13 protein-coding genes are annotated in these 14,527 nt (G+C 30.4%); 2 read left to right on the top strand and 11 right to left on the bottom strand.

The annotated features are described in order from the left end of the window. Positions 1 to 27: 27 nt before the first annotated feature. Positions 28 to 405, bottom strand: a complete 378-nt coding sequence (locus Q0997_RS06385) for a VOC family protein (protein WP_299886258.1) — start codon at positions 403 to 405, stop codon at positions 28 to 30. A gap of 193 nt (positions 406 to 598) precedes the next feature. Here Q0997_RS06385 and Q0997_RS06380 point away from each other — a divergent pair, with 193 nt between their 5' ends. Continuing rightward, on the top strand, positions 599 to 2,662 hold the full coding sequence (locus Q0997_RS06380) for a hypothetical protein (RefSeq protein ID WP_299886255.1): 2,064 nt from the start codon (positions 599 to 601) through the stop codon (positions 2,660 to 2,662). Positions 2,663 to 2,701: 39 nt separating this feature from the next. On the opposite strand, the gene Q0997_RS06375 is transcribed toward Q0997_RS06380, so the two are convergent. The 4 genes from Q0997_RS06375 to Q0997_RS06360 all read right to left on the bottom strand — a co-directional run bounded on the left by Q0997_RS06375 (position 2,702) and on the right by Q0997_RS06360 (position 6,629). Next, a complete protein-coding gene (locus tag Q0997_RS06375; RefSeq protein WP_299886253.1) occupies positions 2,702 to 4,048 on the bottom strand; it encodes a cytochrome c peroxidase in 1,347 nt (448 codons plus the stop codon). Between the two features lie 199 nt (positions 4,049 to 4,247). Then, a complete protein-coding gene (locus Q0997_RS06370; protein ID WP_299886250.1) occupies positions 4,248 to 5,102 on the bottom strand; it encodes an OmpA family protein in 855 nt (284 codons plus the stop codon). A gap of 94 nt (positions 5,103 to 5,196) precedes the next feature. Then, a complete protein-coding gene (locus Q0997_RS06365) occupies positions 5,197 to 6,186 on the bottom strand; it encodes a glycosyltransferase family 2 protein (RefSeq protein WP_299886247.1) in 990 nt (329 codons plus the stop codon). Continuing rightward, positions 6,183 to 6,629 (bottom strand): type I restriction enzyme HsdR N-terminal domain-containing protein, encoded by a 447-nt coding sequence (locus Q0997_RS06360; RefSeq protein ID WP_299886244.1) that lies wholly within the window; start codon positions 6,627 to 6,629, stop codon positions 6,183 to 6,185. The genes Q0997_RS06365 and Q0997_RS06360 overlap by 4 nt, the downstream gene beginning before the upstream one ends. A gap of 26 nt (positions 6,630 to 6,655) precedes the next feature. Between Q0997_RS06360 and holA the strand changes: the two genes are divergently transcribed. Beyond that, positions 6,656 to 7,660, top strand: a complete 1,005-nt coding sequence (gene holA / locus Q0997_RS06355) for a DNA polymerase III subunit delta (RefSeq protein ID WP_299886242.1) — start codon at positions 6,656 to 6,658, stop codon at positions 7,658 to 7,660. A 62-nt stretch (positions 7,661 to 7,722) separates the two neighbouring features. On the opposite strand, the gene Q0997_RS06350 is transcribed toward holA, so the two are convergent. The 6 genes from Q0997_RS06350 to Q0997_RS06325 form a co-directional block, all read right to left on the bottom strand. Then, positions 7,723 to 8,133: an RDD family protein gene (locus Q0997_RS06350; protein ID WP_299886239.1), complete on the bottom strand. Its 411-nt coding sequence runs from the start codon at positions 8,131 to 8,133 to the stop codon at positions 7,723 to 7,725. Between the two features lie 6 nt (positions 8,134 to 8,139). Then, positions 8,140 to 8,613 carry a hypothetical protein gene (locus Q0997_RS06345; protein ID WP_299886236.1) on the bottom strand — a complete coding sequence of 158 codons (474 nt, stop codon included), beginning with the start codon at positions 8,611 to 8,613 and terminating at the stop codon, positions 8,140 to 8,142. Positions 8,614 to 8,677: 64 nt separating this feature from the next. Next, on the bottom strand, positions 8,678 to 8,941 hold the full coding sequence (locus Q0997_RS06340; protein ID WP_299886233.1) for a DUF202 domain-containing protein: 264 nt from the start codon (positions 8,939 to 8,941) through the stop codon (positions 8,678 to 8,680). 4 nt (positions 8,942 to 8,945) lie between these two features. Beyond that, positions 8,946 to 10,544, bottom strand: coding sequence for a class I SAM-dependent methyltransferase (locus Q0997_RS06335; protein WP_299886230.1), 1,599 nt, complete (start codon positions 10,542 to 10,544; stop codon positions 8,946 to 8,948). Between the two features lie 79 nt (positions 10,545 to 10,623). Further along, a complete protein-coding gene (locus Q0997_RS06330; protein WP_299886227.1) occupies positions 10,624 to 11,817 on the bottom strand; it encodes a cytochrome c peroxidase in 1,194 nt (397 codons plus the stop codon). A 281-nt stretch (positions 11,818 to 12,098) separates the two neighbouring features. Further along, positions 12,099 to 14,510, bottom strand: a complete 2,412-nt coding sequence (locus Q0997_RS06325) for a thiamine pyrophosphate-dependent enzyme (RefSeq protein WP_299886224.1) — start codon at positions 14,508 to 14,510, stop codon at positions 12,099 to 12,101. Positions 14,511 to 14,527 lie beyond the last annotated feature (17 nt).

Here is a 14,527-nt window from a genome sequence, read left to right as displayed (position 1 = left end):
CCCATATAGGATTCGCTATTTAAAACATTAGCCCATAGAATGAAATGCTACACGATTTCCTTCTGTATCTGTAAACTGTGCTATAAATCCATTCTCTTGAATATCCATTTTTGGCATAATAATTTTGCCACCAGCTGCTTCAACTTTAGATAGAGGAATACTTAAGTCTTCTCCACCATTTAAATAGACGGTAGAACCATCTGTAGAAGGATTCATGCCTTCCATTTGCATTATGGCACCACCAATATTATTGTTTTCCATATCGTATGGGAAAATACCGTATTTCACATTTTTATCTTCCATGTGATGATCTATAATCTCTACACCTAAGATTTCTGAATAGAATTTTTTAGCTCTTTCGTAATTGTTTACCGGTATTTCAAACCAGTTGATTGCATTTTTCATGTTTGTATGATATTAATTAATAATACCACAAATATATCTGGGACTTCGACAGAGCATGTCAGAGGTGGTTTTTTATTTAATACAAAACATACGAATGTTATAAATAGTGTTTTTACCGCCAGGTAAATAGTGTTTTTCCTCTTGAAATCAGGTTGTTAGGACTGTAATTTTGGGTAATTAAACTAAAAACATCATGGCAGTCTTTAAAGCAATCGAAAAAAAAATGAATACAATAAGTAATATCTTACTTAATGTAGAACTCATTGTAAAACATTTAACAAAAGTATTTTCTTTAATAAAGTTATTCTTAAAAGGAATAGAATTTTTATTAAATAAGAGTCGTAGAGTTTTAATAATAATACGGAAAATTATTAGAGCTATTTTAAGCGTATTAAAACGAGCAGGGAAATTTGCGGGACCATTAAAAGTCATTATAAAACCACTTAGAATAATTTTATCGGCATTACAAGACGCATTAAAACAATTTGAAACAATTGTGCGCAGTTTAGCAGAGGCTGTTCAAACATTTAAACTACTTTTTATACTTAACGAAAATATTCGTTCATTAAAAAAAAGGTTAGGAGAGTTTATTGAAAAATTAAGAAAAAAGGCACAAGAAATAGAAGAATTAGCTAAGGAACTAGAGAAACAACAAAAATGGTTAGAAAAAATATTGCCTCCAGCATTTATAAAAAAGTTGTGGGATTTGGTTAAAGCTATTTCAAAACCTTTAGATCGAATTAAAAAAATAACAAAAAAAATAGTAGAGGCCTTAAAAGCTTTTATTAAAAAGCTTTTAGGGTTACAGGAAATAGTAGATGATTTAAAAGAACAATTTAAAGCAGTAGAAGATTTTCTTAAAAAAGTTAGTGAGGTTACAGATACAGTTAATTGGATATTAGAGGAAATAGAAAAATTCTTAAAAAAAATTCCTGGTATTGGTTTCGTAATTAATGTTTTAGCATTGTTAGGAAGGTTTATAGACTGGCTCGTAGATAAAACAGGAGTTAAAGATTTATTAAAATGGCTAGTAGATAAAACAGGAATTATTGATGGTTTGGCTAAAGGATTGAAGCAAATAACTGGAGCTATATTAGAATTGGTTAAAGATTTTAAGAAAATACTAGATGATATTAAACAACTTTTTAAAGATTTAAGAGACCTATGGAATATCTTGACTAATTTAAGTGGGTTATTAAGATTGATAGCAGTTTTAAAATGGTTTTTTGGGTTTAGAATTCCTAATTCCTTATATAAACTTAAAAACGGACTTAGTCTAGTACAGAATCCAGATATGGATAATAACATGTTTACTAGTACTAATTCAATAAATATTAGTGTAGAATCTGTCTCTATTTCAGGTAAAGGTATAGGTAATGATTGGCTTTTAAATGTTTCTATTGGAGAAACTGTATTAGAGTTAGATATTAAACGAAGAGGGAATAGAAAAACAAATATCGATCAGGCTACTATTTTAGAGGAAGTTGTTTCTAACAAATTAAAAACTATTGGAAAAACGATAAAAATATCTGCAACTGAAAAAGATCCAGTATACGATGATCATGGATCAACAACCAAAACAATAAAGTTTGATAATAAAACTCAAACAAAAGAAGAACAGATACAATTTATCGTTAATGCTAGTGGAGGAGATGCTGGAGCAAGTGCCACAATTACAATAGTATTAAAAATAACTATAGAATCTATAGAAGATGTTTTAATTCCGTTAAGTGAAGCAGGTAGACATAATAGCGGTATTAATTATATAGAGCATGCTTTGCACGATTTAAAAGCAGAAATAGGAAATCCTCTTATGGCGCCTGGGCTATTGAAAGAACATTTAGCTTTAAATATATTTATAGAAAATTCTGAAGTATTACTTGGCAAATTAAAATATACATTGTTTGAAACACCTAATAATCAATCTAATATAGATAAGGTTATTGAAGAATTTAATATGCATATTGAGAATAGTATTAAAGATATAGTTCCAGAAGAAGAAATGGCATTTGATGAATCTTATTTTATAAATTTATACAATGTTGTAAAAGAAGAAGATGTTTTAGAAAATACATTGGAATTTTTATTTGAAACATCAGAAGAGAAATATACTTTTAATGTAGATGCTTGTAATTTATTAGATGATGAGACATTATTTGAGCCAATATTGACAACAGATATTGCAGATAGACCTTTTGATTTTAATGATAATATTACAATTTTTGATTTTATTGACAAAAGTAATTTTGAAAACTAAATAAAAATAAGCCCAATCTTTCGATTGGGCTTATTTTTATTAATTGCAACCTAAATCTATTTGTGATTGTGTATCACCATTGGGTATGCAATTTCCAGAAAAAACAGATGTTGGTACATAGCGTTCTAGATTATTATCATACAATGCATGTTCAACAAAAGCAGTAATATCATTAATCTCTTGAGTTGTTAAATTTAAATTAATAAATTCTTCTGCTAATTGAGAATTAGGAACTATATCATTTTCTTTATTTCCAGAAACAATATAGCTTATAATACCATTTAAAGAAGAGTAAGAACCACCATGTCCATATATTGGATTGTCTTTTAAATTGTACAAACTAGGGACTTTAAATTTATAATCATCTTCAGAGTTATTGGTAAAACCACCTCTTCCTTTTTTCATGACCGCTAATTGCTCTTGATTAACAACTATGGCTCCACTAGCATCCATATCGTTTAGACCTAAAGCATAAAAATTATTAGAATTTAACGATGGGCCAGTATGACAATTAACACACAATGCTCTGTCTAAAAACAAGATAGCACCTCTTTTTTCTTGTGTAGACATAGCATTATAATTACCTTTTAACCAATCTTGCCAAGGTGCTTCGTTAGCCAATAATGTTCTATTAAAAGCAGCTATAGCTAAGCCGCCCGTAAGTTTAGAATAACGGTCATTCTCATTAAAATCTGGAAATGCAGCATCAAATAAGTCTTTGTAACCATATGTAGTAACAAATTCTTCATCTATTTTTAATCTATGGGCAGTTTGACCATTCATTCCTTGCACTTCTAAGCCTTGGTAACCTAAGGCGTTTTCTGGTATATCATCTGGGTATAATGTTGTAAATGGGGCATTTATATCGGTACCACCTAAAGCACCATTCCATAACATTACTTTTTGATAAGCAGTATTTAAAAGAGAAGGGACTTTAATTGGTAATATATCTACAGAATCTAAAGGCATATCTAGATTTACTGTTCTTGTTTCTCCTTGACTACCAAACCCAGTACCGCCTTCACCAATACCTTGACGATTTCCAGAGAAGAAACCAGAAGCTACGGGATGACAGCTTGCACATGAATACGTGTTTATTACGCTATTCATTTTAGGATTACCGCCTGTTGCCGTCTCGTGTACAAGCATTTTTCCTAATTCAACTTTAGCATTATTTAATGGATTTAATGGATCTTGAGGAATACTTAAGTAATCGTTTGAGCTTGGTAGTGTGAAATAATCTACTCCTATACCATTTGAATTTTCATCAATTAAAGCTAATAATTGGTTGTCAATATTAGAAGCATCTTCATAATAGGGTTCATTTGCACAAGACAAAATAATAGTTGATACTAATATGGTATGGAGAATTTTACTTTTAGGCATAGACAGACTTATATAGTTTTAATTGAAAAATAGCGTAATTTTTATTAAGGCTTAAATCTAATTATTTTATTTATGGTTATTCTTTTTTTTTAGATTAAATACAAGTTTACATCGTTTAAAAATAGTTACCTAGGAGTCATTTATTAACAAAAAAAGCCCAATCGAGAGATTGAGCTTTTAAGGATTCGTTTAATATTTTTTAGTTTTCAGAAAGTGTTTTCATTTCTGTTTCTATCATTTCGTAGAACTGATCGATTTTTGGTAAGATATATATTTTTGTTCTACGGTTTGTAGCTCTATTTTCTGGCGTGTCATTAGCAACTAAAGGTAAATGATCTCCTCGTCCTGCAGCTATAAGTTGTTCTGGTTTTACACCTAAACTTTGTAATGCTCTAACAATTGCAGTACTACGCTTTACACTTAAATCCCAATTATCAATTAAAACGCCTTTTTTATATGGTACGTTATCCGTGTGACCTTCCACCATAGCTTCAAAATTAGGTTTGCTATTAATTACAGTGGCAACTTTACCTAAAATTTCGTTAGCTCTAGAAGTAATATTATAGCTTCCAGTAGTAAATAATAATTTATCAGATAAAGAGATAAACACTACACTTTTTTCTACATTAATTTCAATGTCTTCATCATTTAAACCAACTTCTTTTTTCAAGCTAGTAACTAATGCTAATGTTACACTATCTTTTTTAGTTAAAGCGTCTTGTAAACGTGATATTTTTAAATCTTTTTCTTTTAAACTTTCTAAAGACTTTTCTAAGTTTTCTGCACCTTTTGTAGTCAATACAGTCATGTCTTTTGTACTTTCAATCAAGTCTTTGTTGGTAGACTTCATATCTGCCAAACGTTGTTTTAGTTCTTGTAAACGTGCAGCAGAAGCAGCTTCATCTGCTAAACATTTATTAAGTTTAATAGTTGCGCTATTTAGTAAATCTTGAGTTGTTTTTTGCTTTTCTTCTAGTGCTAAAAAATCTTTTTTAGAAACACAAGAACCTAAAGTAAGTAGTGCTACTGCACCAAGTAGGATTATTCTTTTCATAATTATTGTATGGATAAAATTAAATTTTAACACTTCAAAAGTAGCTAATTTTAGTATGCTAATGGCAGCATTAACAAAACTTTTACTAACTAATTTATAAACTATTAAAAACCTTCTTTTTATTTACGAAATAACGCCATACAATGGATTTTGTTATGTAGTAGTTTTCTTTTTGTGTTAATTGTTTTCGTTGCTTTAATAGTCTTGGTAGGTTATAATAGAAATTAAAATGGGCTTTAAAAATAGCAATTATATGGCCTAATTTAAATTCTAATAAAAATTTTATACCAGCTATGCCATCAAGAATTAAACGCGTAAAAATTAATAGAAATATTGCTCCTTTTGCATTTTTTGTAAGGGTAAATAGGCTATTTCTAAAGTTGAGGTATGTTTTTTTAGGGTTGCTAGCATTTAATGTAGCACCACCTACGTGATAAACAGTAGACTTATATATATACTTAGATATATAACCTAAATTAAACGCTCTCCAACACAAATCTATTTCTTCCATATGTGCGAAAAAAGATTCATCAAAACCATTCAAGTTGTTAAAACTATTTTTTCTTATAAAAAAACAAGCGCCAGTTGCCCAAAAAATAGCTTTGTCATTGTCGTATTGTCCTTTATCTTTTTCAATAGTATCAAAGATGCGACCACGACAAAAAGGATAGCCGTATTTGTCTATATAGCCTCCAGCTGCACCAGCGTATTCAAAATCTGTTTTTTGTTTATAGTCTAAAATTTTAGGTTGAATAATAGCTGTATTTGGTTCGTTTTCAAAAGTTTTTACAATAGGAGAGAGCCAGTTTGGAGTGACTTCGATATCACTGTTAACTAAGCAGAAAATATCTGCATCAATAGATTTTAAAGCATCATTGTAGCCTTTAGCATAACCGCCGTTACTTTTATTTTGAATTATTTTTACAGAAGGAAAAGTGGTTTTTACAAAAGCCACAGAATTGTCTATTGAGGCATTATCGGCAACATAAACAATTGCTTCTTGCGAATGCATAATAATTGAAGGTAAGAACTTTTCTAAAAGCGCTTTTCCATTCCAATTTAATATAACTACAGCTATTTTCATTTATTATACTCAGGAATATCTTGTAAGAAATTATATTGTTCTGCTTTAAAATCCATCACGCAATAATAATGATTTAATCCATTAGTCACCATTAAATAACTTGCATTTAAAGCTAAATTATAACGCGCTACTTGATCGAATGTGGCTTGGTTAATTTTAATTTTTGGAGATTTACACTCTACAATTAAATGTATACTACCATCTGGATTATAAATAACAATATCATAGCGTTTTTTTAAATCGTTGATTTTTAGTTCTTTTTCAACGTTTATTAATGATTTTGGATATTTTTTTTCTTCGATTAAATAGTTTACACAATGTTGGCGTACCCATTCTTCTGGTTGTAAAACCACAAATTTTTTACGAATAGCATCGAATATAGATACTTTATTTTCGCTATTTTTGAATCGAAACGAATATGTAGGGAAATTTAATTTTTGCACTACACAAATTTGGTGATTTTTTTTCAATGGACGAAGTCAAACAGCTTGTTACCGACATAAAAAATAAAAATTTAAAGCCTATTTATCTATTAATGGGCGAAGAAGCCTATTATATAGATAAGATTAGCGATTTTATTGAAAATAATGTACTTGCTGAAGAAGAAAAAGGTTTTAATCAAATGGTTCTATATGGCCGTGATGTTACAGTCGAAGATATAGTTGGCAATGCCAAGCGTTTTCCAATGATGGCAGATAGACAAGTTGTGATTGTAAAAGAAGCGCAAGATTTGGCACGTACTATAGATAAATTGGCTAGTTACGCAGAAAATCCACAACCATCTACAGTATTAGTTCTTTGCTATAAATATAAAACTGTAGATAAGCGTAAAGCTGTTTATAAAAAGATAAAGAAATCTGGTGTTGTTTTTGAAAGTAAACGTCTATATGACAATCAAGTTCCAGATTGGATAAGACGAGTTTTAAGTACAAAAGGCTATAAGATAGCTCCTAAAGCATCACAAATGCTTGTAGAGTTTTTGGGTACAGATTTAAGTAAAATAAATAATGAATTAGAAAAATTACAAATTATATTACCAGAAGGCACAGAAATCTCTCCTTCGCATATAGAAGAAAATATTGGTATAAGTAAAGATTACAATAATTTTGAGTTAAGAAAGGCAATTGGTTCTAGAAACGATGCTAAAGCTTTTAAAATAGTTAATTATTTTGGTGAAAACCCAAAAGACAATCCAATGGTTGTTACTGTATCTTTATTGTTTAATTTCTTCTCTCAATTATTGCAATTGCATGGTATGAATGATAAATCGCCTAGAAGTGTGGCTTCTGCTTTACGTGTAAACCCTTATTTTGTAAACGAATATTTAGATGCAGCTCGTAATTTTCCTATGCGAAAAGTAAGTGGTATAATTGCTACGCTTCGCGAATTTGATGTTAAAGGAAAAGGTGTGAATTCTAATGCAGTACCTCAGGCAGATTTATTGAAGGAGTTATTAGTTAAGATTTTGAATTAGTATTTTAATTATTAAAAATAACGCTTTTGTTCTTTTAGGTGTTTTTAGTAAGCTAATATAAATTAGATGTTCTCTTTACCAAGATATATTACAACAGACTTTACTACCTTATCGTGAATCGCTCTTTTTTTAGAATCACTATTTATACTTAATAAGGAAATCCAGCCTAAAAAAGTTTTAAGAAAAAAACGTATAATAGCCATTGGTAGACTTATGTTCTTTTTAGTTTTATCATCTTTTTGTACTCTTAAATCACAAAATATATGTCCTAAACTAGCCCCAAATAAGCTTACAAAAAGAGGTTCGTATAGTATAAAAATGAAAACATATATAACACCTTTTACTGTTGCATCTATAGTGTTAAACATACCTAAGAAAAAGGCAGCGGTATAGATAATCATCATGATTAATATTGTATCAATAAAAGCGGCTTTTACTCTTAGGAATACTGTTGGTAGGTTTAGTTTTTCCATTATATATTAGTTTAATTCTTCTAATTCTATATTAAAATCATATTGTAAATCTTCATGTAAGTTGAGTACTTTTTTGGTTACGGCTTCAATATTACGATTGTAAATATTTTGTAGTGTTGTATTGTTTTTAATTGAAGGAGACATCGCTTTCAGTTTTTTACAAAAGTAGAGTAGTAGCTCTACTTCAGTTTCTTTATTAAGCGAATAACGAATATACTTTTTAGTGTTTCGTAATATTTTACGAACACTTTTTTTTATGTAGAAATAGCTATCTGTATTTATCAATTCAAATTGCTCATCCATTTCTTGTTTTACGGTTTCTATGTAACCAGCTTCGCTATCGGCTTCAAATAATAAATAGGTGAGTAACTCTTTATTTTCTTTTTTAAATCGAGATAATCGTAAGCATAACTCTGCCAATTCTTCACTAGATTTATGTTTTAATTCTTTTCTTATAGTAACTACAGAGACTGCTTTCATATTTATTCCTTTAAAAAAAAGGGCTTTTATTTTTGGATTCCTGCTTTTCGCAGGAATAACAAGTTTATAGTTTATAATGTTTTTTAATGGTCTTTTTTACTTTAAATAATCTAAATAAACCAATAATGAGTATTATAGGTGAAATAGCAGTTAAAATAATTCCAAATGTTTTAAGCTCGGTTAAAAATTCTAATTTTAATATTGTTATACCAGAACCTAAAAAGACTATAAATGTTCTAAAATAAGCTAAAAAAGTACGTTCGTTTGCTAATTTTGTGCGTTCTATAGCTAACCAATCTCTAGTTGTGAGGTCATTTTCTTTTATCATATAATTACCCTTTTAATAAATTAACACTAACAGTAGCTAACTCGTTATCTGGAAATCTTGAAAAATGATTGGGATCAGGTTTTAAACCTGCTTCATTAGCGATTTTATTAAAAACATCTACCTCTAAAATATATTGGTCACTATAACCGTGAGTAGCATCGTATGCAGTGGCGGCAGTTTTTCCAATATTATTAGATGTTAGTTTGGGGTTTATAGTATGCAATTCTATAATTAATAGTCCAAATTGTTCAACATACGGCTTCCATTTTTGTAAATGTTCTAATAGAGAGTCTTCAACTAAATCATTGCTAATATAGTGTCCTTTATGAGCAAAAGCACCAGAAGAATCACTTATTCTATTTGTTGGTTGTTTTGGCGTTTCCCAGATGCGATTATGGTCTAAAAAGGTACGGACATTGAGCAAGTCTTTTAGTTCTATATTATAATCTTCTCGTAAATCTTTTGCTAATAAATCTGGTCTACCTATATCTCCCCAAATTACTTTCGCCCATATATCTGCTTTAATTAAATTAGCTCTAGTAACTTTTAACGCGGCTTTATTAAAATCTGCTCCTACTAATAATAATGGATGTTCTTCAAGCATTTTGCCTCGTATTGTTTGATGCTCAATGACATCAAAAATATGTTGAATAAAAGCCCCATTACCGCAACCCATATCTAGAATCCCTTTAGGTTGCTCATCTATTGGTTTATTAAAGAGTTTAATAATAACTTGATCTATAACCTTAAAATAAGTGGAGTGTGCGCCACCGCTTCCCCATACATTCATTTCTCTATGCACATGTTTTTCGGTATCTCCTTCAGAAGTATTTAAAATTAGTGGATTACCAAACAATAATTCATCTAACTGTAAAAAAGTAGGTAAATAAGAGACTGTAACACCATATGCAGAAGCACGTTTTGCAAAGAACAAGCCTTCATCTGTAAATTGATAATTGCCATTTTTCTTTTTAAACCAACCCAAATGTGCTAAAAAATCTAGTATTTTTTTAAAACTTTCTGGGTCTTTATGATACTCTTCAGCAGCAAAAGATGCTTCCATAAAATATTTATGAAACATACCATTAACTCCTAATAGAACAATAATTGGAGCAACAATACAGCCTTCAATATGTTTTAATAATTGAAATTCAACACTATCTTCATTAGTAATATTTAAATCATATCGTTTTTCATATTTTTTAAAAATACGCTCTAATACTATAAAAGCATCACTACCAATACGTTCTTCTGGAAAACGTACAGCATAATTTAATATGTTTACGGCTTCTTCATATAAGTGAGCTAAAGAAAAAGCAGTTTCACTTTTTTTATTAATTCTATAGGTTGCTATATTTTTTTGATTATTTAAATCTTGAGTAAGCCATCCTTGAGAACATAAAATACGTAATGCAACATTTAAATAGCCTTCGTTAGCATTAAAAGCCTTTGTTAGTTCAGTTAGTGTTATTTCTTTGTTTTTTAAGAGATAATTTAAAATGCCTTTTTTATATAGTGCTAACACTGTAGTGGCAGTAGCAATGCCGTCTAAATGCCTAAAAATTGAACCTCTTAATCTTACTTTATCTTGTTTAGTTAGCATCTTCTTTTGGTTTGAATTAAAGATATAAAAAAAAGCGCTTATTAGGTGTAAGCGCTTCTTCAGTTTATATAAATTATTATTAATTTATAAAGGGATCACTCCATTTTTCATCTGTATAAACTTCAGTACCACCTAAGGTTTGCATAAAGGCTATAACTGCGTCTATTTCTACTTGCGTTAAATTTAATTGTTGACCATTTCCATTTGGCCTTAATATTGGATCAAGATTTGTATTCCCATTAATCTCAATACTATTATAATGGTTTAATACAGCTGTTAAATTATTACTCGTACCTGTATGCATAAAAGGCCCATTACTTTCACCATTAGCTTTTACTACATCTCTTAAACTTGGAGATCTTGTGTTTGTAAAATCTGTACCAATACCATTTGCATTTTCAACAACACCATTATTTCTAGAAATTGGATTTATATCAAATTCTGGCGCTTGGTGACAGCCTGCGCAACCTATTCCTCCAGATGTTCTAATGCCTTGATTGTCAAAGCTTGGTGGTTGTAAAAATAATTGTTTGCCTTGATTTTCTTGGTCTGTAAAGTTTGTAAATGGTTGCCCGTTATTATTAGCTTGCAGTCTACCAGTATCAAATTTACTGTCAAAAGACTGAATACTTCTTATAAATTGAGATAATGCATTTTGAATTCTTACTTCTGATATCTCTGTACTTCCAAATGCAAAATTGAATAAATCTGGATAGTAACTCGTTGTTTCTAATTTTGCAATAAGATCATTAAAGCTTAAATCTCCATTTTCTCCACTAAACCCCATTTCTATATGGTCTTGAATTGGCATTGTAGTTTGTTCTTCTAGAGAATTTGCTCGCTCATCCCAAAAGAATTGAACTTCATCAGAAAAACGCGTGTTAATTAAACGCATTGAATGTCTTCCTGTAACGCCATTTACACCAGTACTTACAGCATCATCATCTCCAAATGCAAATTCTTGTTTATGGCAGCTAGCGCAAGAAATAGTATTATTAACAGATAGATTTTTATCATAAAATAGTACACGGCCTAAAGTTGCACCTTCATTAGTTATTAAATTATTTGCAGGTAAATTATCTTTTGTGATGTATACAGGTATATACTGTTCGCTATAGTTTAAAAGCGAGTTGAAGTTTATATTTAATATATCTGAAAAATCTAAAGTATTTACAGGTGTTTCTCCCAATTCTGTGCCTTGATTTGAAGTAGTTTCATCACTAGAACATGCAGCTAAAGTTATTAGAATTAAAACAAAAAACAATTTTCTCATATTAGATTGGGGTTTATGTTATAATTACTAAGACTGCATAAAAAGAAAAAGGTTTAATTTAGATAGAATAAAAAAGCGCTTACAAGAATGTAAGCGCTAAAAGTAGACTAAAACTACTTTAACTAATTTGATAAACAATCATTTTATAGCGCACAGTATAATTGATAAATTTATGCTGATTTTACTATAAGTCTCCATTGATTAATTTGCTATTCAATTATCTTAAACAAAAGAGGTTAGCTTAGTTAGTTGCCAAAAATAATAAAAAAAGTTTAATTGCTTTATCTTAATTTTGGATAGTCAATAGGGTTAACTTCATGCATAACTTCGTATATGGCTTCAAAAATATCTTCAGAAGAAGGTTTAGAGAAATAGTCTCCGTCTGTACCATATGCCGGTCTGTGTGACTTAGCTGTCAATGTTTTTGGTTTGCTATCTAAATAATTGTATGCATTTTGTTCATTCAATACTTTATCTAAAAGATATGCAGAGGCACCACCAGGAACATCCTCATCAATAATCATTAAACGATTCGTTTTAGCAATACTTTTTACAACATCATGATTTAAATCAAAAGGTAATAGAGATTGAGCATCAATCACTTCTATGTCAATACCTACTTGTAATAATTCTTTAGCAACTTCTTCTACTATTCTTAATGTAGATCCATAAGATAATATAGTAATGTCTTTACCTGCTTTTACTATTTCAACAACACCAATTGGAGTTTTGAATTCACCAAAGTTTGTTGGTTTCTGTTCTTTTAAACGGTAGCCATTTAAACACTCTACTACTAAAGCAGGTTCATCACTTTCTAAAAGTGTATTATAAAAACCAGCGGCTTTAGTCATATTTCTTGGGACAAGTACATGTATACCACGAATTAAATTTAAAACACCTCCCATTTGCGATCCAGAATGCCAAATACCTTCTAATCGATGGCCACGTGTACGTATAATTAAAGGCGCTTTTTGCCTTCCTTTAGTTCTATATAAAAGCGTAGCTAAATCATCACTCATGATTTGTAAAGCATACATTATATAGTCTAGGTATTGAATTTCAGCAATAGGACGTAAGCCTCTCATAGCCATTCCTATTCCTTGTCCTAGAATAGTAGCTTCTCTAATACCAGCATCGCTAATTCTTAGCTCTCCATACTTTTCTTGTAAACCTTCTAAACCTTGATTAACATCTCCAATGGTTCCTGAGTCTTCTCCAAAAATTAAAGATTCAGGATATTTACTAAAGATTTTATCGAAGTTATCTCTTAATACAATACGCCCATCTACTTCTTCATTTTCTGTACTATATGTAGGTTTTACTTCTTTTATATTTGTGGCTGCAGATTGGGTCTCGTTATGTAAATGCGAGCTATATTTTGGCTGGATAACATTGAAAAAACCATCAATCCATTGAGATAGTTGAGTTTTAGCTGAAGATTCTTCAGAAACAACATAGCGTAATGCGCGTCTTGTCGCAGAAGCAATATCTCGTCTAGTTGGCTCATCAATAGCCATTAAATCTGTATTTATTTTTTCAATAAATACTTTATTATTACTAGAAGCTGCAACATTCAAAATAATGCTAGAAGCTTCGTTTCTTTCTTTTAGAATTGGGTTTAAGTAATTATTCCATGCCGTTTTTTTCCCTTCACGAACACTTTTTTTGATTGATTTTTCTATTACTACTAATTCTTCATCTGTAGAAATACCAGTTTCTATCATCCATTCACGTAGCTTTACATTACAATCATTAGATGCTTCCCATGCTAATCGATCTGCATTTTTATAACGCTCGTGCGATCCAGAAGTTGAATGACCCTGAGGTTGTGTTAATTCATTTACATGAATTAAAACTGGAACATGCTCTGTTCTAGCAATTTTTGAAGCTTCTTGATAAGTTTCAATTAATGATACATAATCCCAGCCTTTTACGCGTAGAATTTCATAGCCTTTAGAGTCTTTATTACGTTGAAAACCACTAAGAATTTCAGAAATATTTTCTTTTGTTGTTTGATGTTTTGCGTGAACTGATATTCCATATTCATCATCCCAAACACTAATTACCATTGGAACTTGTAAAACACCAGCTGCGTTTATAGTTTCAAAAAACAAGCCTTCACTAGTACTTGCATTTCCTATAGTTCCCCAAGCAACTTCATTACCCTCTATAGAGAACTTTGTAGTATCAATACCTTTTACATTTCTGTAGATTTTTGAGGCTTGTGCTAAACCTAATAATCTAGGCATTTGTCCGGCAGTAGGAGAAATGTCAGAACTAGAATTCTTTTGTTTTGTTAAATTGTTCCAATTACCGTTCTCATCTAAGCTAAAAGTAGAGAAATGACCACCCATTTGGCGACCGGCAGACATAGGTTCTAAGGTAATGTCTGTATTTGCATATAAGCCTGAGAAAAACTGTTCTATAGTTAATGCTCCAATAGCCATCATAAATGTTTGATCACGGTAATATCCAGAACGAAAATCACCATTTTGAAAAGCTTTGGCCATTGCTAATTGAGGCACTTCTTTACCATCACCAAAAATACCAAACTTAGCTTTGCCAGTAAGTACTTCTCTACGCCCTAGTAAGCTACATTCACGACTAGTTACGGCTATCTTATAATCATCTAAAACTTGAGTTTTAAAGTCTTGAAAAGAAAGGTCGTTTTTTAAGTCGGATTTTGTGCTCATTTTGGTGGATTTATTTC

Source organism: uncultured Lacinutrix sp., from assembly GCF_947500325.1.
Classification (GTDB): domain Bacteria; phylum Bacteroidota; class Bacteroidia; order Flavobacteriales; family Flavobacteriaceae; genus Lacinutrix.
This window is presented reverse-complemented; position numbering and strand designations above follow the sequence as displayed.